This is a genomic window from Carnobacterium inhibens subsp. inhibens DSM 13024 (assembly GCF_000746825.1).
Classification (GTDB): Bacteria; Bacillota; Bacilli; order Lactobacillales; family Carnobacteriaceae; genus Carnobacterium_B; species Carnobacterium_B inhibens.
In genome coordinates this window covers 2,293,105-2,312,874 of sequence record NZ_JQIV01000006.1, presented here as the reverse complement: position 1 = coordinate 2,312,874, position 19,770 = coordinate 2,293,105, and the positions used below count along the sequence as shown (strand labels likewise).

General features: G+C 32.8%; 21 protein-coding genes. 11 read left to right on the top strand and 10 right to left on the bottom strand.

All coding sequences use genetic code 11. From position 1 onward, the window contains the following. Nucleotides 1-51: 51 nt before the first annotated feature. From BR65_RS12205 to BR65_RS12190, 4 genes are all read right to left on the bottom strand, one after another. Nucleotides 52-813 (bottom strand): TrmH family RNA methyltransferase, encoded by a 762-nt coding sequence (locus tag BR65_RS12205; RefSeq protein ID WP_023177090.1) that lies wholly within the window; start codon nucleotides 811-813, stop codon nucleotides 52-54. 131 nt (nucleotides 814-944) lie between these two features. Then, complete coding sequence (locus BR65_RS12200) at nucleotides 945-2,273, bottom strand: murein hydrolase activator EnvC family protein (protein WP_023177088.1); 1,329 nt, start codon at nucleotides 2,271-2,273, stop codon at nucleotides 945-947. Between the two features lie 295 nt (nucleotides 2,274-2,568). Next, on the bottom strand, nucleotides 2,569-3,510 hold the full coding sequence (locus tag BR65_RS12195) for an NADP-dependent oxidoreductase (RefSeq protein ID WP_023177086.1): 942 nt from the start codon (nucleotides 3,508-3,510) through the stop codon (nucleotides 2,569-2,571). A 200-nt stretch (nucleotides 3,511-3,710) separates the two neighbouring features. Continuing rightward, a complete protein-coding gene (locus BR65_RS12190) occupies nucleotides 3,711-4,571 on the bottom strand; it encodes a pyridoxamine kinase (protein WP_023177084.1) in 861 nt (286 codons plus the stop codon). 164 nt (nucleotides 4,572-4,735) lie between these two features. On the opposite strand from BR65_RS12190, the gene BR65_RS12185 reads away from it, so the two are divergent. Beyond that, nucleotides 4,736-5,218 carry an ECF transporter S component gene (locus tag BR65_RS12185; RefSeq protein ID WP_034538409.1) on the top strand — a complete coding sequence of 161 codons (483 nt, stop codon included), beginning with the start codon at nucleotides 4,736-4,738 and terminating at the stop codon, nucleotides 5,216-5,218. 85 nt (nucleotides 5,219-5,303) lie between these two features. Here the strand turns inward: BR65_RS12185 and BR65_RS12180 are convergent, their stop codons facing one another. From BR65_RS12180 to BR65_RS12160, 4 genes are all read right to left on the bottom strand, one after another. Beyond that, entirely contained in the window at nucleotides 5,304-6,161 is an 858-nt protein-coding gene (locus BR65_RS12180) for a DUF368 domain-containing protein (protein WP_023177081.1), read from the bottom strand. A gap of 237 nt (nucleotides 6,162-6,398) precedes the next feature. Beyond that, nucleotides 6,399-6,893 (bottom strand): AAA family ATPase, encoded by a 495-nt coding sequence (locus BR65_RS12175; RefSeq protein WP_023177079.1) that lies wholly within the window; start codon nucleotides 6,891-6,893, stop codon nucleotides 6,399-6,401. A 398-nt stretch (nucleotides 6,894-7,291) separates the two neighbouring features. Beyond that, on the bottom strand, nucleotides 7,292-7,483 hold the full coding sequence (locus BR65_RS12165; RefSeq protein WP_034538405.1) for a hypothetical protein: 192 nt from the start codon (nucleotides 7,481-7,483) through the stop codon (nucleotides 7,292-7,294). 185 nt (nucleotides 7,484-7,668) lie between these two features. Then, on the bottom strand, nucleotides 7,669-8,013 hold the full coding sequence (locus BR65_RS12160; RefSeq protein WP_144080628.1) for a hypothetical protein: 345 nt from the start codon (nucleotides 8,011-8,013) through the stop codon (nucleotides 7,669-7,671). Nucleotides 8,014-9,255: 1,242 nt separating this feature from the next. On the opposite strand from BR65_RS12160, the gene BR65_RS12155 reads away from it, so the two are divergent. The 4 genes from BR65_RS12155 (at nucleotide 9,256) to BR65_RS12140 (ending at nucleotide 13,169) form a co-directional block, all read left to right on the top strand. Then, nucleotides 9,256-9,708, top strand: coding sequence for a hypothetical protein (locus tag BR65_RS12155; RefSeq protein WP_023177077.1), 453 nt, complete (start codon nucleotides 9,256-9,258; stop codon nucleotides 9,706-9,708). Between the two features lie 103 nt (nucleotides 9,709-9,811). Further along, nucleotides 9,812-10,627, top strand: coding sequence for an aldo/keto reductase (locus BR65_RS12150; RefSeq protein WP_034538403.1), 816 nt, complete (start codon nucleotides 9,812-9,814; stop codon nucleotides 10,625-10,627). Nucleotides 10,628-10,864: 237 nt separating this feature from the next. Continuing rightward, nucleotides 10,865-12,088, top strand: a complete 1,224-nt coding sequence (locus tag BR65_RS12145) for an MFS transporter (RefSeq protein WP_034538401.1) — start codon at nucleotides 10,865-10,867, stop codon at nucleotides 12,086-12,088. A gap of 592 nt (nucleotides 12,089-12,680) precedes the next feature. Continuing rightward, nucleotides 12,681-13,169, top strand: coding sequence for a LapA family protein (locus tag BR65_RS12140; protein ID WP_081901384.1), 489 nt, complete (start codon nucleotides 12,681-12,683; stop codon nucleotides 13,167-13,169). A gap of 79 nt (nucleotides 13,170-13,248) precedes the next feature. On the opposite strand, the gene BR65_RS13510 is transcribed toward BR65_RS12140, so the two are convergent. Then, nucleotides 13,249-14,163, bottom strand: a complete 915-nt coding sequence (locus BR65_RS13510; RefSeq protein ID WP_051932778.1) for a YsnF/AvaK domain-containing protein — start codon at nucleotides 14,161-14,163, stop codon at nucleotides 13,249-13,251. A gap of 98 nt (nucleotides 14,164-14,261) precedes the next feature. After that, nucleotides 14,262-14,741: an LURP-one-related/scramblase family protein gene (locus BR65_RS12130; protein WP_023177068.1), complete on the bottom strand. Its 480-nt coding sequence runs from the start codon at nucleotides 14,739-14,741 to the stop codon at nucleotides 14,262-14,264. A 192-nt stretch (nucleotides 14,742-14,933) separates the two neighbouring features. Between BR65_RS12130 and rpoN the strand changes: the two genes are divergently transcribed. The 6 genes from rpoN to BR65_RS12110 all read left to right on the top strand — a co-directional run bounded on the left by rpoN (nucleotide 14,934) and on the right by BR65_RS12110 (nucleotide 19,707). After that, a complete protein-coding gene (gene rpoN / locus BR65_RS12125; protein WP_034538828.1) occupies nucleotides 14,934-16,289 on the top strand; it encodes an RNA polymerase factor sigma-54 in 1,356 nt (451 codons plus the stop codon). Between the two features lie 289 nt (nucleotides 16,290-16,578). Continuing rightward, complete coding sequence (locus BR65_RS14115; protein ID WP_244877174.1) at nucleotides 16,579-16,719, top strand: hypothetical protein; 141 nt, start codon at nucleotides 16,579-16,581, stop codon at nucleotides 16,717-16,719. A 24-nt stretch (nucleotides 16,720-16,743) separates the two neighbouring features. Then, entirely contained in the window at nucleotides 16,744-16,971 is a 228-nt protein-coding gene (locus BR65_RS14110) for a hypothetical protein (RefSeq protein ID WP_244877173.1), read from the top strand. Further along, on the top strand, nucleotides 16,943-17,914 hold the full coding sequence (locus tag BR65_RS12120; protein WP_244877172.1) for an ABC transporter substrate-binding protein: 972 nt from the start codon (nucleotides 16,943-16,945) through the stop codon (nucleotides 17,912-17,914). Before BR65_RS14110 ends, BR65_RS12120 begins: the two co-directional genes overlap by 29 nt. Nucleotides 17,915-17,993: 79 nt before the next feature. Further along, a complete protein-coding gene (locus BR65_RS12115; protein ID WP_051932777.1) occupies nucleotides 17,994-18,866 on the top strand; it encodes a carbohydrate ABC transporter permease in 873 nt (290 codons plus the stop codon). Between the two features lie 25 nt (nucleotides 18,867-18,891). After that, nucleotides 18,892-19,707: a carbohydrate ABC transporter permease gene (locus tag BR65_RS12110; RefSeq protein WP_034538395.1), complete on the top strand. Its 816-nt coding sequence runs from the start codon at nucleotides 18,892-18,894 to the stop codon at nucleotides 19,705-19,707. Nucleotides 19,708-19,770 lie beyond the last annotated feature (63 nt).

Genomic DNA, 19,770 nt, shown 5'->3' with positions numbered 1-19,770 from the left:
GTTAGTAATCTTCAAATTTTAGACATAGTTTTGTAATAATTTGAAATTTAATTATTCTTTTGTTAATGCAAACATGACGACTCCAGCAGCTACTGCCACATTTAAAGACTCGGCTTTTCCTACTATTGGAATATAAAGATTTTTAGTTGTTCGTTTCAATAATTCAGCTGACATTCCATTTCCTTCATTTCCCATAACCAACCCATAAACAGACAGCGGTTCTATCTCTCGATAAGAAACGGCTTCTTCATTTAACTCGGTACCATACACAGGATGCCCATGCTGAAAAAACAAATCAAACCATTCATTTAAATCCCCTTGATAAATAGGCAAATGAAAGTGACTGCCTTGCATAGAACGAAGGACTTTACTATTGTATAAATCAACTGAACCCTTGCCTAGGACAACTCCACCAAAACCAGCAGCATCTGCAGTACGAACCATTGTTCCAACATTGCCTGGGTCTTGGACGTTATCAAGTAATAAAAAAGGTTTGTTTAAACTGGGCTTCTCTACTAACTCTTTTTTTTGAACAATTGCAAAAATACCTTGTGACGTTTCCGTCTCACTTAAGGATTTTGCAATCTCTGCTGAGATCTCTACTTGTTTTTCTTCATCAAAAGTAGGGATATTTTCAAAAGCTATTTCTTCACTTACCATCATCTCTAAAATCACTGCATCATTCTTTATTGCTTCATCTATTAAATGGAATCCTTCAATCAAATAGGTTCCTGCCTTTTGTCGACCTTTTTTTGATTGTAGTTTTTTCCAATTCTTTACACGTTCATTTTTTGTGGATAAAATTAGTTCCATTTTTAATCCTCCGCCCATTTCATCTATTGCATATTCATTCTACTAAAAAAGTCCTCTCTTTGAAAGAGAGGACTTAAGCTATCTGTTTTCAAATTTTTAATTTGCATACCACTATTCTGAAAACTTTCTTCTTATAGATAGTTTGCTGGATCAACACGAGAACCATTTACATAGACTTCAAAGTGTAAATGAACTCCTGTAGAAGAACCAGTTGTACCCATTGTACCGATTTGTTGACCTTGTGACACTTGTTGTCCGGATGTTACTAATAAACTTCCAGCTACCATGTGTGCATATAAGGTTTGCAGTCCATTTCCGTGGTCTATTTTTACATAATATCCCCAAGAACTGTCGTAACCAGAGAAAACAACTGTTCCACTTTGTGCAGCTACAATAGGACCGCCGCCGCCAAAATCAATACCGCCATGTAATTTATTTACACCAGTAATCGGGTGAATACGGTATCCATAGGAAGAAGTTTGATAACCACCACTTGGGTGAATGAAACCTGAACTATTTGAAGATGACGGAGTGCTTGCTTGAGCACTATTATTTGATTGACTTGAAGAATTTGAAGAACTTGTTGTTTGTTTAGTTTCTGCGGCTTCTGCTTCTTCAGCTTTAGCTTTTGCCTCAGCTTCTGCTTGTTTAGCAGCTGCTTGCGCTTTTTCTTCTTCAGCTATAATACGTTGACGCTCTTCTTGTAATTCACTTGATAAAACACTTGTTTTAGTAGCAACAACTGCTTGCGCTTTAACAAATTCATTCTTTTCAGACTCTGTCATATCGTATTTAGTTGCTACTTGAACAATTTTATCATCCAATTCAGCTTTTTGAGCAACTAAGTTACTCTTATTTACTTCAATCTCAGCTTTCAATGTTTCAACAGCTACTTTTTCTTCTTGAGCTGCTTCTTCATTTTTTTCTACTTCTTTTTTATCATTTTCTTGTTGAGTCACGATTTCTTTATTTGCTGAAACCAATTGATTTACTACGCCAACGCGTCCAATTAAATCAGATAGACTATCTGCAGATAATACTAGATCAACCATATTTGAAGCACTACCGTCTGTTTGAACACTTCTTGCTTGGTGTTCTAATTTTTCTTCACGTCTAGCAATCAACTCTTTGAGTTTTTCAATTTCAGCTTTTAATTTTTCAATTTTAGCTTTTGAGTCAGCTAATTTTTGTTCTTGTGCTTTTAAATCTAAAACAACTGCATCGATATCCGTTTGTAATTTTTCTACTTCTGATTCAAGATTTACTTTTTCAGATTCTAAGTTATTTAATGTTTCTTCTTGCGATTGGATTTTTGAGTTTAATTCACTTGATTTATTTTCTAATTCAGCTTTTTGATCTTCAAGTTCTTGTACGCTAGCTGCTTCTGTCACAGTAGGCATTACAATGGGACTTGCAAATAACAGTGTAGCAATTATCCCAGTCATTAATTTCTTTTTCAATTCATACCCTCCGTGGTTTTTTATACCCTTTTATTTTCTCACAGGTGCTAGTATAGCATATATCCTACTAATAATTGATGTAATTTTCTTAACAAAGTTTCTTGGTATATTACAGTTCTATTTCTGAAAGCGGATACATATTGTTTTTAATTTAAGAAACACCGGTTTTGCATATTTAGCCATATTTTGTTCATATTTAACACAACATATATTTTTCTACAATAAAAAGCAAAGGAATTTTATCGCATCCTTTGCTTTAGTCTATTTTTATACTTAATAACCTGTTATTAAAAACTTAATCTTCTACTTTGATCACAATTTTTCCAACTGCATGATGTGTTTCGCTCATTGCATGGGCATCGTAAATTCCTTTTTCAGTTAATGGATAAGTTTCTCCAATAATCGATTTCACTTTTCCTTGTTCCATTAATTGAGCTAACTCCGTCAATTGTTTTCCATTTGGTTCTAACCAAATGTTATTGAATGTGACATCAACTTTTTCAACTAATTCTTTATCTACGTTTCCAACGACGGAAATGATTCGTCCAGTATGCGGTTTGATTACTTTAAAACTATTTTCTAAAACTTCTCCGCCCATAGTATCAAAAATAACGTCCACATCACTCAAAATCTCTGTAAAGTCTTCGTTTTTATAGTCAATAAATTGATCTACTCCTAAGCTCAACAACAGCTCACGATTTTTTTCACTTGCTGTTGAGATAACATAAGCCCCTCTACTTTTAGCTAATTGAATAGCATAAGTTCCTACTCCGCCTGAACCTGCGTGTATCAAAACTTTTTCGCCCTCAATAAGTTTACCGTAATCAAAAAGTGCTTGCCAAGCAGTCAATCCGGCTAAAGGGACAGCAGCTGCTTGTTCATAGGATACATTTTCAGGAATATATGCCAACAATTTGTCGTCAACTGCAGTATATTCAGCATATGTTCCAAAACGCGTTGTATCTGGACGCGCAAATACTCTATCTCCAACTTTCCAGTCAGTTACTTCACTGCCGACTTCGACAATATCTCCAGCAACGTCCCATCCCAAAATAATTGGAAATTCCCAAGGCATCATTTTTTGTAAATACCCTTCGCGTAATTTCCAATCGATAGGATTGATTGAAGTTGCTTTTTCTTTTACAACGACTTGATGAGCACTCGGTTTAGGCATCGGAACTTCTGCTTCTTTTAATTTTTCTTTTCCACCATATTCTTCGATAATAACAGCTCTCATTTTTTATTTTCCTCCATACACTCACTATTTAAGTTATTTTTCAATGCACTTCTTCTTACTAATAAGAAGTATAATAGAAATAATAAAGAAAACCTAATGATTTGTCTGGTTTACAACTTAATTTTAATGCTTTAGTTATTCAGCAATCATTAATCGTTAATCTAGAAAAAAATCAGAATCTACAACTTTTAATGTTTGTTCTAATAGGAAGTTTCTTTTTTCAATTCTTTCATTAAATACATCAAGTCTTTTTCAAAAGCAATGCCGTACAAGGGATCAATTTGTTCTTCAATAGTCCGTTTGACAACTCTTGAAATGTAATTTACTGCTACTTCATTAGCCCTTTTCAAGCTATGCTCTTGAAATAGAAAACCTGCTACTACGCTTGTAAACAAATCTCCAACCCCATCAAAATGACCCGGATAAACTTCTGAAAAAGTATAATGAACTATGGAAATTTCTTTGGTAACAAAAGCCGCACCTACTTGTTTTTCATTTCCAGATACACCCGATAAAACGATACTTTTCTTATTTTTATTAGTTAATTTCCTAATAATTGGCTCAACTTTTTCTTTGGTATGGGGCTTTTCAGGATAGCTTGTTTCTGTTAGCAAACAAGCTTCGGTTACATTTGGAATCAAAACATCTGCAAATTGACAAAGTTCACGCATCGCTTCAACATGCTCAGAAGTGTAACCAGGATATAATTTCCCATGATCACCCATCACAGGATCTAGCACAATCAACGCTTCTTCAGTTGTAAATTGAGTAATAATGCTTTCCATCAATTTTATTTGTTCTACGGAGCCTAAGTAACCAATAACTATTCCGTCAAATTTTATTCCTAAAGAGCGCCAATGATTTAATATTGCTGGGATCTCAGTACTTAAATCTAAAAAGGTATACTCTTCAAAACCTTTACCGGTATGAGTTGACAGTAATGCTGTAGGCAAGATACTGACCCAGTTCTCTAAACAACTTAAAATTGGGACCGCCACATTCATTGAAATACGGCAACTTGCTGAAATATCTTGAATAACTAAAATTCTGGGTTGCTTCATCTTTTTCTCCTCTTCTACCTGTTTCTTAATTACATCTAGTCTAGCATAATTCGCATGATAGAATCTGTTCTTTTCTAATTCTTTTTTGAATTTGAAAAAAATCATGACATTAGCATTAAAAAAGGATAAGATTACTTTATCTATATATGTAAAGGATGAGGATAATGCGGAAAATTAGTACAAAAGAAATTGTAACATTTGCTTTACTGATGGCTTTGACCATCGTAATGACTATCCTTGTTCGTATTCCATCCCTTCATGGTTACATTAACCTTGGGGATATGGTCTTATTGTTCGCAGCACTCTTTTTAGGGAAAAAAGCTGGATTTTTTGTTGGGGGATTAGGAAGTGCTCTTGCTGATATTATTATCGGTTATGCTTACTATGCTCCTATCACATTCGTAGTAAAAGGGCTGCAAGGCTATATTTGCGGCTGGATTTTTCAAAAAACTGGCTATAACAAACCCTTTCTAGCAGCTATTCCAGCTGGTATTTTCATGGCTTTGGGTTATTTTATTGCTGAAAGCTTTATGTATGGCATAGCTGGAGCAGCTGTTTCAATTCCTGGAAATTTACTTCAAGGAATGGTTGGAGCGCTAGGTGCTGTTCTATTACAAAAAGGAATAGGCACTAAAATAAAAAAATAGTTGTATTAAAAAAAGTATTGATGAGCATGCTCATCAATACTTTTTTTAGATTACTTGAACCAAAATTAAAAATAATTAAAAGCTTCTAGCTATTTATCTCAGCCGGTTTATAATTATTTTCCAATTTTTCCATCAGCAATCCTACAGACAAACCAACAAAGAATAATACAACTGTTACTGCTATTCCTCCCGCAGACATGCCACTGTACTGTTCAGGCATCGGAGCTATAATAACCGTTGAAGCTATTACAACTCCTAAAATAAAGTGAAAAATCACTGCATAGGCGATCTCCATTAATTTGCTTACCAATTTAGACAGTAACAGAACACATAAAATTGCACCAATTGCGACAGGGATCAAAATAGAAAAGTTCAGATCTTTTATTCCTTCTGTCATAGGTTCATACAAATGCATATACATCAAAAAATTAGATGGGCTTAACCCAGGAACAATAAAACCTAATGCAAAAATACCGCCGGCCATTACCCATGATAATGTAGATTGTTCAACTACTACATTCATATTAAATTTCGCATACAGTAAACCGATAAATGCAAGAATCGCAACAACTACTGTGATAACAAGGTGATAAGGTTTGCGTCCATTTTTTCCAGCTTCTTTATATAAAGCAGGCAAGGTTCCCAAGATACAGCCGATAAAACACCATAATACCTGAACCTCATTATTTTTTAAAAAATAATCAATAGGATATGCCAGTACAAATATACCAAACAAACCACCAATCCCTACCGGAATAAAATAGTTTACATTTTTAAGAAAATCTTTGCGGATATTTGACAGAAATGCGATCATACTTTCATAAATTCCAAATACAGCAGCTAAAGCCCCACCACTTACACCTGGCAAGATAGCACCTGAACCAATGAACATTCCTTTCACAAAACGGAAAAACCAATCAATAATACCTTCGTTTTTTTTCATAATAACTAAATTTACCTCCACTCACTTAAAAAAAGTGATTATTATTTTACATATGCTGCTTTTAATATTATGACGCAAATATATTCCTTTTGATACTCTTCGTATGAATTCTTAATGATTTTTAAATAAATAATACGGATATCTCTCATACTACAAACAGTCAGTAGGAAGCCAACCTTTTCTATAATACTTGCCTATTGACCAAGTGGCAAGTATAACAATATAAACAACCACTTTTTATTTATTTAATTTAGACGGATATGTTCTCACTTTATTTTTATATTCTTGGGTTAATTTATAAAATTCAATTTTATTTACCTTGTTAAATTTGTGATTCCATTTAAACATATTTATAAGCATTGAAAAAGTTGGTTTATAATTTGCTTTTTCTATCTTTAATAGTTGCTTAACATATCTAAATAAAATACGTTTCAATCTGATGAGATAAGGTGTATCTAGAAAGATAATACAATCTGCAATTTCAAAACTTTTAATTATCCATTTTTTTGTACTGGTTCCTTCTAGAATCCATGCATCACTTTTAACGATTGCTTCTAACCTCTTAACTATCTCTTTATCTGATCTCCTAGTATCTCCCGTTGAATGCCTTTCGAAAATGATATTGTCTATCTCGTAATATGGGATGCTCAGTTCCTTTGAGAGTTTCTTTGCTAAAGTTGTTTTTCCACTACCTACAGAACCAATGATATGTATTCTTCTTTTTGAGCCCAATCTGAAACTCCTCCAATGACTAAATCATTTTCTATATAGAGAATGCATTCTAATATACTCCTTATGGTTAACTGACACTTTATTTCCTTCTTTTCCTTTAATTTTTTTCGGTATTTTAGTTAACAAAAAATGAAACCACTATATCTATCGACGTAGAAATCAGGATCAACAAAAAAGTACGGTCTATAATCATTTGACTCCTACTCCTGCTATCTGAGTGGTCTAAAAATAATCTAATCTCTTCATATGTCATCCATGTAACCCCGAGCACAACAATAAGTGAAATTAAGGATATATCTGATGTGAATGGAGTTTTAAAAAAATAGTTGATTGTTAATGGAATAAATAAAAGCAAAGATAATCCTTTTAGTACATACTTTTTGCCCATGTGCTGCCTCCTAACTATTTTTTTTTCTGACTCTTAAAAGTTCAATTAAAGTAAGTGCTATAGCGGTATATAATCCTGCACCAATGAAGTCTTTATTTATTATCCACTCTATTGAAATACCAATAAAACTAGTAAATACCATTAGTAGTATGACATTCGCATATGGGTGCTTTTCTGTAAATTCTTTATATTTATTAATCATAATTTCACCTCTAATTTATATAGTTGCTTCATTTTGTATTTAGTTGCAAATATTTTCAGCTATAAGTTTCCAGCTTAGATATTAATGCTTGCAGTGCTTACTGTTTTAATATTTTTTAATATCCTACACTAACTGGATCGTCTTCATCATATTCAATTAAAATGACTTAAAGAAATAAAGTTATTTTAATAGTTGAGTTGTAAATACTTTTCCATATATTTGGAAAAAAGAGTGGTGTTTGCATAGAGAAGAACTCCTAAAAGTAGTATCACTTCTGTTTCTACTTTTGATAGAATTAGAATCAAAAGTAGAGAAATAGAGATGTCTATAACTCCACTTAAAACAGCTAAAAGTTTAAATGTAGTCTGTTTTTCTTTAGCTAAATTGTTAATTTGGTATGAGTCAATAGGCGCTATAGTAAAGTAGCATACGAAAGTAGAGGTATATCTACCCAATAAAATATTAAGTATCCCCATCAATTTACCTAAAATAAGTATTGATAAAAAAATAGTAGCTATATAATTTCTCAAAAAAACCCCTCTATTCATTAGTTTATAAAGTTTATCAATTATTAAATGCACAGGATTAATTATATTCATTAGTCTTCTGAATCTGATTTCAGCTGGAGATAATAACCTAGAATAAAAAAAGCATAGCCAAAATAGCACCACAAAAAAAGAATCGGTATAACCTGATAATAACTTTTTTAGTTGTTTTTCATTATGATGTCTCCGATAGCTAATCTTCATACGGACTAATTCGTAATCCTATTATCTATTTAATTTACTAAAACTAAAAGAACGCAGCGGTTTACCTAGTAGCAACCACTGGTTGCTACTAGGTAAACCAATAGGTGCATTACTTTTTAAGTGAAGTTAGAGATAATGAACGTAACAAATTAAGGGGGGCTGGAAGTTATTATTCTATTAAATAGGAAATGGTTACCAGTGTTATGTGTTAATTTATATTTTTAATATAAAAGTAAATCAAAATACAGGAGCTCTCAAAAAAGTTACAGTACACACTTATCATTATTCATATAGAGCCGTTGGACGGAAAGTAAAATAACTAAGTATTGGTCTTGTATAAAAATAGAGTGTTAATATGTGTAAACCTTCTTCTTTAAACTTAACACCGATGGATAACTCAACTAAGTACAACTCTATAGGAAGTGCTCATCCCACAATGTATACTCAAGAAACTGTTCTAACTGTTAAAGAAGGCTAATACATTCCTGCAACGGGGTTATGAAAAAAAGTTCAATAATATAAATTATAAAGGAGATTTTGCAGATAATGAATTATATTTTATTTCTAGTCGTTTTTTTCATTTTTTTGTATGGTGTATTTTCCATATTTCTTTTTATTCATAATCGTATAAATAAAAAGAAATAGTAAACTACTTGCCAAAAGAAACAACTAAGTCTATTACCTGTCATAATCTAAAATGAGAACCTATACGTGGCTAGAGAAAATATAGATGAAGTGTCTAAGCTAAAGTTAAATAGGGTTTTACTGATTTCGACTTCATTAATCACAATACAACGTCTCGTAATCTTCTCGTTGCTGTAGCCTAATATTTCCACCAGTATAGCTACTTTTTTGATTTTCTTGTAATGCGATAACCAAACGTTTTCCACAGTGTATGTTTATCTGTATTGTCTCTCCCTAAAAAGTTTATGTATTTATGATTAATTGAAACTTAAATCACTCTTAACCTAACTTGGTACTTTCATCTAAAATATTATGACAAGAAAAGAGGTTTTAACTAGTATGTTTTACCGAATTTCGAATCCTATTTTAAAAAAAGATTATTTACTTATACTCAAAATTTTAAAAGACTATTCTGATAAAATTGCTATAGTTTACTATCCTTCAGTAGAAAATAAGAACGATATGGAAATAAGAACGGCATTAATGAATTTTTATCTTGAAACTGATTGGATAAAAAAATGGCCTGGGACGATCAGTAGCAAAAAAGCTAGAGTCGATTTTTATGCTTACAATCAGTCAAGTTATACTTTATTAAAAAAATCTCGTTCTCTCATTAATATAAATCAAGAACAGACGATTGATGTATTTTTTTTGTTGAATGATAGATGTGTATTTTATTCTGTTATTCACGAAGATATCTATGTTGTAACAGATTCCAAATTAGCAGAAGCTTTTCGGATAGCAGGTTATCCATTACTTAAGATACCTGCTTCAAGCTCAAAATTTTTCTGAGATATAGAAAACAGAGAAAACGTATGCAATAATATTTTACTTAGTTTGAAAAAAAGCATACAATAAGAAAGTAACATCTTTAAAAATGAGGAGGAAATGATTTATGATGAAAGAAAATTCTTTTGTATTTCACAATGGTGTTGAGATCCCAAATATCGGTTTTGGTACTTGGCAAATCCCAAATGAGGAAGCTTACGATGCCGTAACAATGGCTCTTAAAAATGGCTATACTCATATTGATACAGCATTAGCTTACCAAAATGAAGAAAATGTTGGAAAAGCTATCAAAGACTTTGATTTACCACGTGAAGAAATCTTTATCACTAGTAAATTACCCGCTCAAATTAAAGGTTACGATGAAACTTTAGAGGCTTTTAATACCACTATTACAAACTTAGGTGTGGATTACTTAGACCTTTATCTTATTCATGCTCCATGGCCTTGGGATGAAAAAGGTGCTGACTACACTGAAGAAAATATTCAATCTTGGAAAGCAATGGAAAAATTATACAATGATGGAAAGATTCGCACTATCGGAGTTTCTAATTTTTCTGTGTCAGATATTCAAGCTCTTATCGATGCTTGTGACATCGTACCGATGGCTAATCAAATTCCGTTCTACGTTGGACATGATCAAGAGGACCTTCTTGCTTTTTGTAAAGAACACAACATTGTAGTAGAAGCTTATTCACCGCTAGCAACTGGTCAAACATTGAACAGCCCAAAAATTAAAGAAATGGCAGAAAAATATGGTGTGACTCCTGCACAATTATGTATCCGTTATTGTTTAGAGCGTGAAACATTGCCACTTCCTAAATCAACACATGAAGAACGAATCGTTGAAAATAGTCAATTAGATTTCACTATTTCTCCAGAAGACGTGAAAAAATTGGACGCTGTTGAAGATGTCCGTAAATAATCTTTTATAAACTACTAAAAGACCTGAGAGAATTATCTCAGGTCTTTTTTCATTAAATTAAATTAGTTTTTTCTAATTTTTTTATTTTCTTATTCTTATAATTATGCTACGCTAATTTTATTAAGTTGTTCGAAAAATAGGTTCTGTGTCCTTATTTCTTACTGCTTTATAAAAAACGAGATAAGGATACGGATTAAAAAAATCATAACCTGTTTCTTTATTTATAAGGAGATTATTATGCTATCATCTTTTTCAAAAAATATTCAAACAACGTTAGTCACTTCTTTTTTTAGTAGTTTAGTTTATGCTTGTACAATTCCTTACTTGATTATCTATTTAGCAGGCATATTCAGTAAGGAAACAATCGGAGTCTTAGTTATGATAAATGTAGTTTCCTCATTTTTGGCTGGAATCATTGGCGGCTACTTAGCAGATAACTTTCAGCGAAAAAAAATCTTATTGATCTTTCAAAACTTATATGGAATATCTTTATTTATTGTCGCTCTAAATTTTGCGGATATTCTGCCACAAAATTTTTGGTTGATTTCAGGTTATCTTATTTGTGGTATCACTTATAATTTGTATTATTCAGCTTTTGATGCGGTATTGCTTGACTCTACTGTTCCAAATGAACGTAAAAAAGTGTATCAGCTACAGTATTGGACATTCAATTTATCAATGGCCTTAGGCGCTTCAATTGGTGGATTCTTATTTAAACATTACTTAGTCTACTTATTTTTAGGAGCAGCTCTTTTACAATTCCTAATGTCTGCTTTTCTGCAAAGAAACCTTAATTATAAAAATAATGTTTCCAGCACAAAGGGAAAAACAATTTTTCATGATCTGTTTACCAATTATTATATTGCTGCTAAAGATAAACGGTGGGTTATTTTAATTTTAGGGATTGCTCTTTATAGCGCTGCAGAATTTTCATTACAAAACTATACTGGAATTCGTTTATCAAAAGAATTTAAGCCCATCACATTATTTTCTGTACCTATTGACGGTGTGAGGATGCTTAGTATTTTACAAGTGATCAACACTATTATGGTTGTTTGTTTTACATTTATTGTTTCAAGGTTAACAGAGAAGAAAAACGAATGCACTGTTGTACTCATTGGATTATTGATTTATGTGACCGGGTATGGCTTAATGGCTTCTGCCAATAGTATTTACTTCTTGATTCCATTAGCAATTATAGCAACCATTGGAGAATTGGCTTCTGCTCCTATTCTAAATGCCCGTCAAGTGAGTCTGATACCTGAAGACAAACAAGCTTCTTATTTAAGTTTTGCTTCTCTTTCTTTCCAAGGTTCTCAGCTTTTAGCTGCTTTAGGGTTAACATTAGGTGGTTATCTCGCTGCTGGATTAATTAGTGGTTACATTATTATTTTAGGTATAGCCGGTATTTATTTTGTTATTTCTAGCTTATACACTAATAAAGAAAAATCTATCATTTAAATTTTTATATTATTTTCACCCTTTTTAGTCATCTTACATGGCATTATTCAACTTAGTGTAATCAAAGCTGACAGCGAAACAAATACTAAACTTTGGGTAGTTGGCTTAATTTTTTCAGGAATTGTATGTGAGTTGATTAAGCGGATTGGCTTTTATCTTATATACTTATGAGGTTAGTCGTCATTGTCACTAGTTTTAAAGTTTATTTATGTTAGTTGCTTCCATTAATTACTTCATTGGAATTCTGTTACCTTTTTTATTCAATACTAAAAAACAAACGATCTGATACCAAGAATCAATTCATTTTATTTAATCAATAAGCAAAGTAAAAAGCCTATGAGCGGTTAAGTAAACACGTTCATAGACTTTTTTTGGTTTAAAGCCCTATTATTTCATTATTTACCTTTCAACGTTTATAATTGGTTTATAGATTAAATCAATCTTTTTTAGTTTCATTTGTAAAGTCACTCTATTTCTTTAGGCAATCGTTACTCTCTCAGTATTTGTATCAGCTGTCTTAGTTTACAGTGTATCTACTTATTTAAATCTTCAAAAGTATTTATTCAATCAAAATTCATTATTAGGAAGGAGAATGAAAATTATGATAATAATAGCGATTATATTATTGGTATTGGTAGGGATAGTAGCATTTTTAAATATGGATATGGCTACTTTAAATCTTTATTTCACTTCATTAGAACTCCCTTTATGGTTGCTTTTCGTTGGCTTCTTATTAATTGGAATGCTGATAGCTGCATTGTTTGCAATGTCTAAAGGGGCACGTAATAGACAAGTGATCAAGAACAAGAATGAAGAATTAAAAAATGCTGAAACGTCTAGGGACGATGCAGTTAATAGAGTCAAAAAAGAATCAGAAGCACAACTCGAATTGCAAAAGAAAGAGGCTGAAATTCAAAGTCTTAATACTCGTTTAGCTGGTTTAGAAAACAATCAAACGGCTCAACAAAATGAAACAGCTACAAATACTCAACAAGCAGATCCTATCAGTGATACCTCTACTGCTAAAGAAATTCATGTAGAAGAGTACCATATTGATGACACAACTACTCCTAAGAAATAATAGGCATAAACAATTACATGTTAAAAAGAGGCTAGGAACTGTGTTCCTGCCTCTTTTTTGTTCCGTTATTCTAATGATTCTATTGATTAGAATCATTGATTTCATTTATATGTGCATGTCCCTCTGTCTCCACATTCAATTCTTCTTTTTTTACTGTTCCTTTAACTTGCTTTGTATCTTCTACGCTTTGTTTATGAATCGATACTTCTTCTTTTACTGTTGGCCGTTTCGTTACCTCAATTTGTTCTTCAGAAACAGGTATAACGATTTTTTTTTCTTTCTCTATACTATTTGAATCGTTTGTCCCATCAAGATTATGCTGTTCAATGACGATTTCTTCATGACGAACTGGAACTTCTATTGTCTTTGTTTCTTCTATCACACGTTTTTTAGCTTGAACCTCACCCGTTTGAACTTCTTGTTTCGTTACATCTAATTGTTCTTCTTTTAACTGGATAGTTTCATCCGTTGCCCGTTGTTTTTGATCTGAATAATCCGAATTCGAGGCATTTGTAGGTTCATCTGGATTTGACGAAGATTCTAAGGTTATTCCTGGACCTGCTCCAAACATAGGATCTGGATCCAAAGGAGTAGTAGTCTTTCCTTTTTCGTGTGACTCATTTTCATTACGGCCTTTTTTTTCTTCATTTATCATAACGATAATATTCCCATTTGCAAGGTCCTTTTGGTAAGAATACAGTGGATCATCATCAGAGTTAGTAGAAACTTTTCCATCATGATCTTCTGTAGAAAAAACGCCTTTGATTTTTTCCCAAGCAGAACGATCATCGCTTCTTTTTGCATTAGTTTTTTGATTTGTAACAGCTTCATCTGTACTTACTTCTACATTTGTAGTAGTGGAAATTGAATTTTTAGATTCCGTACTGGACACTAATGTGATAGCTTCCTTTCGATAACCTTCTTCTTGTAATTTCCTAACGGCTTCTATTGCTTCTTGTGGTGATGTATAGCTTCCTACAACATATCTGTTCATTTTCTTTCCTTCCCTTCATCTTCATAGACTTCATGCTATCTTTATTGTACTGAGTCCAAAATGGTTACTCAAACGATAGCTCTTGCAAAAAAATTTGTTTATCCATCGTTTTTTTCATCTAGTTGCAAACACCAAACAGCAATAATGATTGCTAGTACCATTTGGGCATCCTTTTTTTCTTCAATATCTAAAACATAAGAGTCTCCATAAGAAAATCTTTTCTTTTTAAAAGAAGCTATTTTGCTAAATCCTTTTTTTATTTCATAATCTTCTTTTTCGACATTTCCTTTAATCTTCCAATCAATTTTCTCAATAACGTAATCAGAAGCAATTAAATTAGTTTCTTTTTTTACTGCACCAACTTTTTCGTCTTGTTGGTAAATCATATATTTAGGTGAAAAGCCTATTTTTTTCTCTTCAATGGATAGGACTTTTTCTTTAGACTGATTATAAATGTGCACTTTATTTCCAATCGCTATTCGTTCACTCTTAACGGTATAAAGGACTTCTTTCTGTTCATCTTGTACAAGTAATTGGTCTCGTAATGAAAATCTTTTTTCTTTAATATAAAGCTTCATAATGGATCACCTACTTTCACTTCCGATTATAATCATTTGTTTGACTGTATGCTACTATAAAGCTAGTTGTGAACACTTTTTTACACTATTTCTAGCCATACTGCTTCTTTCTTTTAGCTAACGTTCTCATTTATAGTGCAATATGCTATGATGAACCTATCAGAACATATTGATACTAGAGGTGAAAACGTTTTGAATTTCGAACAAAATTTTACTCAATTACAAAAGCAGCAACAGCAATTGACCATGACTCCTCAGTTACAACAGTCGATTCAAATGCTGCAATACAATCGTAAAGACCTAGTTGATTTTTTAAAACAGAAATCCTTAGAGAACCCTTTTATCTCTATTTCTGTAAAATCAACAACAAAATCACAAGGAACGTCAACTCAAAAATACAATAGTAATCAGTCACACTTAAACCAAACTACTACTGGTTCCATATGGGACACATTAGCGACCTCATCTACTACTTCTCTTTACGCTGCTCTATTAGAGCAAATCCATTTATCCTTTAGAGATACAGCTTTACGTGACTTAGTTATTTGGTTGGCTCAATATATTGATAATAACGGTTACTTAACTCTTTCACTAGATGAGGCTATTAAGCTAACCCAAGCAGAACCGTTTCAGTTATTAGATGCCTTGACCCTTTTACAGCAATTAGAACCAGCAGGTGTCGGTGCCAGAAATTTGCAAGAATGCTTAATGCTTCAAACCGAACGAAACAATCAAGCCCCTAATCTAGCTTATCTGATTTTGGAAGAAGAATTTGAGGCTTTTGCAAACCGCAAGTGGGAGCACATCGCAAAGCGTTATGCTATCTCATTAAGTGATGTTCAAGAAGTTTCAGATTTCGTCAAGACTCTTACGCCACACCCTGGAGCTATCTTTTCGAGTACTCCTACTCAATACATTCGACCAGATCTATCGGTTAAAATAGATGATGAAGGTCAAATAGTAGTACGGTCTGTTAAATCCGGTCTTCCAGTTATCGTGTTTCAAAAAGAATACTATGAGGAGCTAACTGCAATTAAAGATAAGGAAGTTTCAACATTTATTCATGACAAGCAATCCGAATATGAATGGCTAAAAAAAAGTTTGATGCATCGAGAAGAATCTATTCTTAGAATAGGCATTGCTATTGTCAATGCTCAAAAGGAATTCTTTTTATCCGAAGATCATCCGATCCAATCGTTGACTCTTAAGAAGATTGCTGATGAACTGGATATCCATGAATCTACAGTAAGTCGTGCTGTTAACGGAAAATACCTTACGACTGAATTTGGTATATTTGAATTGAAGCACTTCTTTACAAATGCTTTAGTCACTTCATCTGAAGAAGGAGAAGGATCAATTTCTTCTAACCAAATAAAGAAAAAAATACAGTTAATTATTCAAAATGAAGATACTAAAAAACCTTTATCAGATCAAAAACTTGTGGATCTCTTAAAAAAAGGCGGTATCGAAATATCTAGAAGAACTGTTACAAAATATCGAGAAGCTCTTTTTATTCCCAGCTCTCCTAAACGCAAACGTTTCGACTAAAACGATCATAATTTAGCTATCTCGCCTATTTAAGGTGGAGGTAGTTTTTTGCCTTTACATGCACTATTTCAGATTTTTATTTTGACCTATATTTCGCCATATTATGGGTTATTCTTATCCACAGCTTTTCATTTTACTTCTATAACTTCCTGTGTAATAATCAATTTATGGTTATGCATTTATCAGTTTAAAATGAAAGCGTATTCATTATTTATTCGTATGATTTTTGTGAGTAAAGAATACCAATATTTATACTTGAGGTTAATTAATCTTATTGGGGGGATTACTAATGAAAAGAAAATGGTTGGGTTTGATTTATGGTACAGTAACACTTTCTTTGCTAGCAGCTTGTTCTGGTTCTTCTGAGTCTGGGAGTGATCCAGATCAATTTGCAAGTTCAGATGAGTCTACTATAACTGTCTGGGCTTGAGATAAAAATTTCAATATTCCTATTATGGAACGTGCTGGAGAATATTATACAGAAGATGGTCATGAAGATTTTAAAGTTGATGTAGTTGAAATGTCAAATGAAGATACTAAAAAACCTTTATCAGATCAAAAACTTGTCTCTGGATTTACTTCAGGTGTTTCTGAAGGATTGCCAGACATTGTTTTAGTCGAAGATTATGCTGCTCAAAATTTCTTGATCAACTATGAAGGAAAGTTTTTCCGAATTATCTGAAGAGATTGATTTTGCTCAATTTGCTCCTTATAAAGTTGAAGCCGTAACCCATAATGAGGGTATTTATGCTGTTCCTTTTGATTCAGGCTCTGCTGGTCTTTATTATCGTACAGATTATTTAGCTGAAGCGGGCTACACTGAAGAGGATATGCAAAATTTAACTTGGTCTAAATTTGTTGACATTGGGAAAGATGTTAAAGAAAAAACAGGAAAATGGTTTGTAGCTTTTATTCCTAATAGAGGAACACATTACATTCAAATGGCTATGCAATCTGCTGGTGTCTGGTACTTTGATGAAGATGGAGAAATCTTCTTAAAAGATAATCCAGTTGTACGAGAAATGGCCGAAATCCTAAAAGAAATTGAAAAAAATGATTTAACTAAACCAGTTGATTACTTCGCTCCGGAAGGAATTGGAGCTGTAACAAGCGGGGAAATAGCTGCGGTCAATTCAGCTGTCTGGTACTCTGCTACGATAAATTCAGCTGAAGATCAAGCTGGTAAATGGGCTTATACAAACCTTCCACTATTGGAAACAGTGGAAAATGCGACTCCTTATTCTAATTTAGGCGGATCAAGCTGGTTTGTTTTAGAGGATTCTCCGAACAAAGATCTGGCAATAGAATTCCTCAAAACTGAATTTGCAGGAAATGATGAATTTTATCAAGATATTCTAGTAGAAAATGGTGCTGTAGGAACCTATATTCCATCTCAAACAGGCGAAGCTTATCAATACAAAGATCCCTACTTCAATGACGCACAGATCTATAAAGACTTTTCAAGCTGGGCCGAAGAAATTCCTGGGGTAGATTATGGAGTAAATACCAGTGTTGCTTATGAAGCTTTGAGATCTGTTTTACAAGATTACTTTGATGACAAACTTACTTTAGATGAAATACTTGAACAAGCTGAAGAATACTACACTATGCAAATAGGAGAATAATATTCTTAGTGGATTGCGGTTAGTAGTTTATTCCTGCTGGCCGCATTTTTTATTCTTTACTATATGGGGGTGAACCATTATGAAATTAAAACATACATCAAAAAAATCGGATCTTTGGAAATTTATATCGTTTGCTGTTATCTTCAGCTCAATATTTTTGCTTTATCCGATCTTTTACTCCATCTATATATCCTTTCATAATATGAGAGGTTTAAACTCAGTTTTTACTGGATTTGGTAACTATCTTCGTATGTTCCAAGATGATGTTTTTAGAAAAGCACTCATGAACAATTTTACTTATTTGATTTTTCAAGTTCCTATCATGTTGATATTGGGACTGCTGTTAGCTTTCTTACTGAATTCGCCTAATTTAAAAGGCAAAACCTTTTTTAGACTAGCTATTTTTTTACCTTGTGTTACCTCATTAGTATCTTATGCCGTTTTATTTAAAATGATGTTTCAAGTTAGCGGCGTAGTTAATGATTTCTTGCTTACTATTGGATTGGTTCAATCTCCAATTGATTGGTTGAATAGCCCATTCTGGGCAAAAGTTACGATTATTATTGCTTTATGTTGGCGATGGCCGGGATACAATATGGTCTTTTACCTTGCAGGGCTTCAAAATATATCCACAGATACTTTAGAAGCAGCTGAAATAGATGGAGCTAATGCCTTTCAAAAATTTTTCCGTGTGATTATTCCACAGCTTAAACCCGTTATCGTATTTACAACAATCACTTCAACAATTGGTACCATACAATTATTCGATGAAGTGGTTAATCTTACAGGTGGCGGCCCATCTAACGAGACTCTTACAGCAGCACAACTTATCTATAATCATTCTTTTGTGTACACTTCTAATTTTGGTTACTCAGCGACTTTATCTTGGGCTTTAGTAGCCATCGTTGCGGTATTATCCATTATTCAACTCGCTATTACCAATAAAAAATAATTTTTTACGTAAGGAGGAAATTTTAATGAGATCAAAAGCACTTAGCTTTTTGAAATATACTTTTTTGATTCTATGCTCTTTTGTTTCCATCTTTCCTTTTTATTGGATGATTGCAGGAGCAACGAATACATCTAATCAAATAGCGGAAGGGAAACTATCACTTGGATCTAATTTATTGAAAAATCTCAGTGATTTACTTGAAGGGTATAATATTCCACTCATTATGTGGAATTCTTTAAAAGTATCTCTGGTTACTGTGGTGCTAAGTTTAATCGTTACCTCAATGGCTGCCTTCGGATTTGAAAAGTTTACGACTCGTAAAAGTGAGATTATTTATTCTATTCTCTTATTATTTATGATGATTCCATTTGCTACGCTTGTTATCCCTCTGTTTAAAATGATGGCTGGTTTAGATTTGATTAATCAACATTTAGCTATCATTTTACCGTCTGTATCGAATATTTTTCTTGTCTTTTTCTTTAGGCAAAGCTTTAAGTCCTTTCCAGATGATATCATTGATTCAGGTAGGGTCGAAGGAGCAGGCAACTACAAAATTTTCTTTAAATTAGTTTTCCCAATGATGAAATCAGCTTATGCAGCTGCTGCTATCTACTCTTTTATGAATGCATGGAACAGTTATTTGTTGCCTTTGATCATACTGCAAACTGAAGATAAATATACGATGACACTACTTATTTCCGGTTTATCCTCCGCTTCTTATGTAGCAAATTATGGTGTACAAATGGTGGCAATAACGATTGCTACCATGCCAACACTTGTTCTATTCTTAATTATGCAAAAGAGTTTCGTAGCAGGAATGACATGTTCCTTAAAAGCTTAAATCATGATTAAGTTAATTAAAAATAATGGTCATGAAAAAGCACTTGATTAATCCTTATAAGAT

What these genes read in the sequence shown, in the direction of transcription:
- BR65_RS12205 (WP_023177090.1), bottom strand. Translation starts at nt 813, where the DNA reads ATGGAACTAATTTTATCCACAAAAAATGAACGTGTAAAGAATTGGAAA.
- BR65_RS12195 (WP_023177086.1), bottom strand. Translation starts at nt 3,510, where the DNA reads ATGAGAGCTGTTATTATCGAAGAATATGGTGGAAAAGAAAAATTAAAA.
- BR65_RS12190 (WP_023177084.1), bottom strand. Translation starts at nt 4,571, where the DNA reads ATGAAGCAACCCAGAATTTTAGTTATTCAAGATATTTCAGCAAGTTGC.
- BR65_RS12185 (WP_034538409.1), top strand. Translation starts at nt 4,736, where the DNA reads ATGCGGAAAATTAGTACAAAAGAAATTGTAACATTTGCTTTACTGATG.
- BR65_RS12180 (WP_023177081.1), bottom strand. Translation starts at nt 6,161, where the DNA reads ATGAAAAAAAACGAAGGTATTATTGATTGGTTTTTCCGTTTTGTGAAA.
- BR65_RS12165 (WP_034538405.1), bottom strand. Translation starts at nt 7,483, where the DNA reads ATGATTAATAAATATAAAGAATTTACAGAAAAGCACCCATATGCGAAT.
- BR65_RS12155 (WP_023177077.1), top strand. Translation starts at nt 9,256, where the DNA reads ATGTTTTACCGAATTTCGAATCCTATTTTAAAAAAAGATTATTTACTT.
- BR65_RS12150 (WP_034538403.1), top strand. Translation starts at nt 9,812, where the DNA reads ATGATGAAAGAAAATTCTTTTGTATTTCACAATGGTGTTGAGATCCCA.
- BR65_RS12145 (WP_034538401.1), top strand. Translation starts at nt 10,865, where the DNA reads ATGCTATCATCTTTTTCAAAAAATATTCAAACAACGTTAGTCACTTCT.
- BR65_RS12140 (WP_081901384.1), top strand. Translation starts at nt 12,681, where the DNA reads ATGAAAATTATGATAATAATAGCGATTATATTATTGGTATTGGTAGGG.
- BR65_RS13510 (WP_051932778.1), bottom strand. Translation starts at nt 14,163, where the DNA reads ATGAACAGATATGTTGTAGGAAGCTATACATCACCACAAGAAGCAATA.
- BR65_RS12130 (WP_023177068.1), bottom strand. Translation starts at nt 14,741, where the DNA reads ATGAAGCTTTATATTAAAGAAAAAAGATTTTCATTACGAGACCAATTA.
- BR65_RS14115 (WP_244877174.1), top strand. Translation starts at nt 16,579, where the DNA reads ATGAAAAGAAAATGGTTGGGTTTGATTTATGGTACAGTAACACTTTCT.
- BR65_RS14110 (WP_244877173.1), top strand. Translation starts at nt 16,744, where the DNA reads ATGGAACGTGCTGGAGAATATTATACAGAAGATGGTCATGAAGATTTT.
- BR65_RS12120 (WP_244877172.1), top strand. Translation starts at nt 16,943, where the DNA reads ATGAAGGAAAGTTTTTCCGAATTATCTGAAGAGATTGATTTTGCTCAA.
- BR65_RS12115 (WP_051932777.1), top strand. Translation starts at nt 17,994, where the DNA reads ATGAAATTAAAACATACATCAAAAAAATCGGATCTTTGGAAATTTATA.
- BR65_RS12110 (WP_034538395.1), top strand. Translation starts at nt 18,892, where the DNA reads ATGAGATCAAAAGCACTTAGCTTTTTGAAATATACTTTTTTGATTCTA.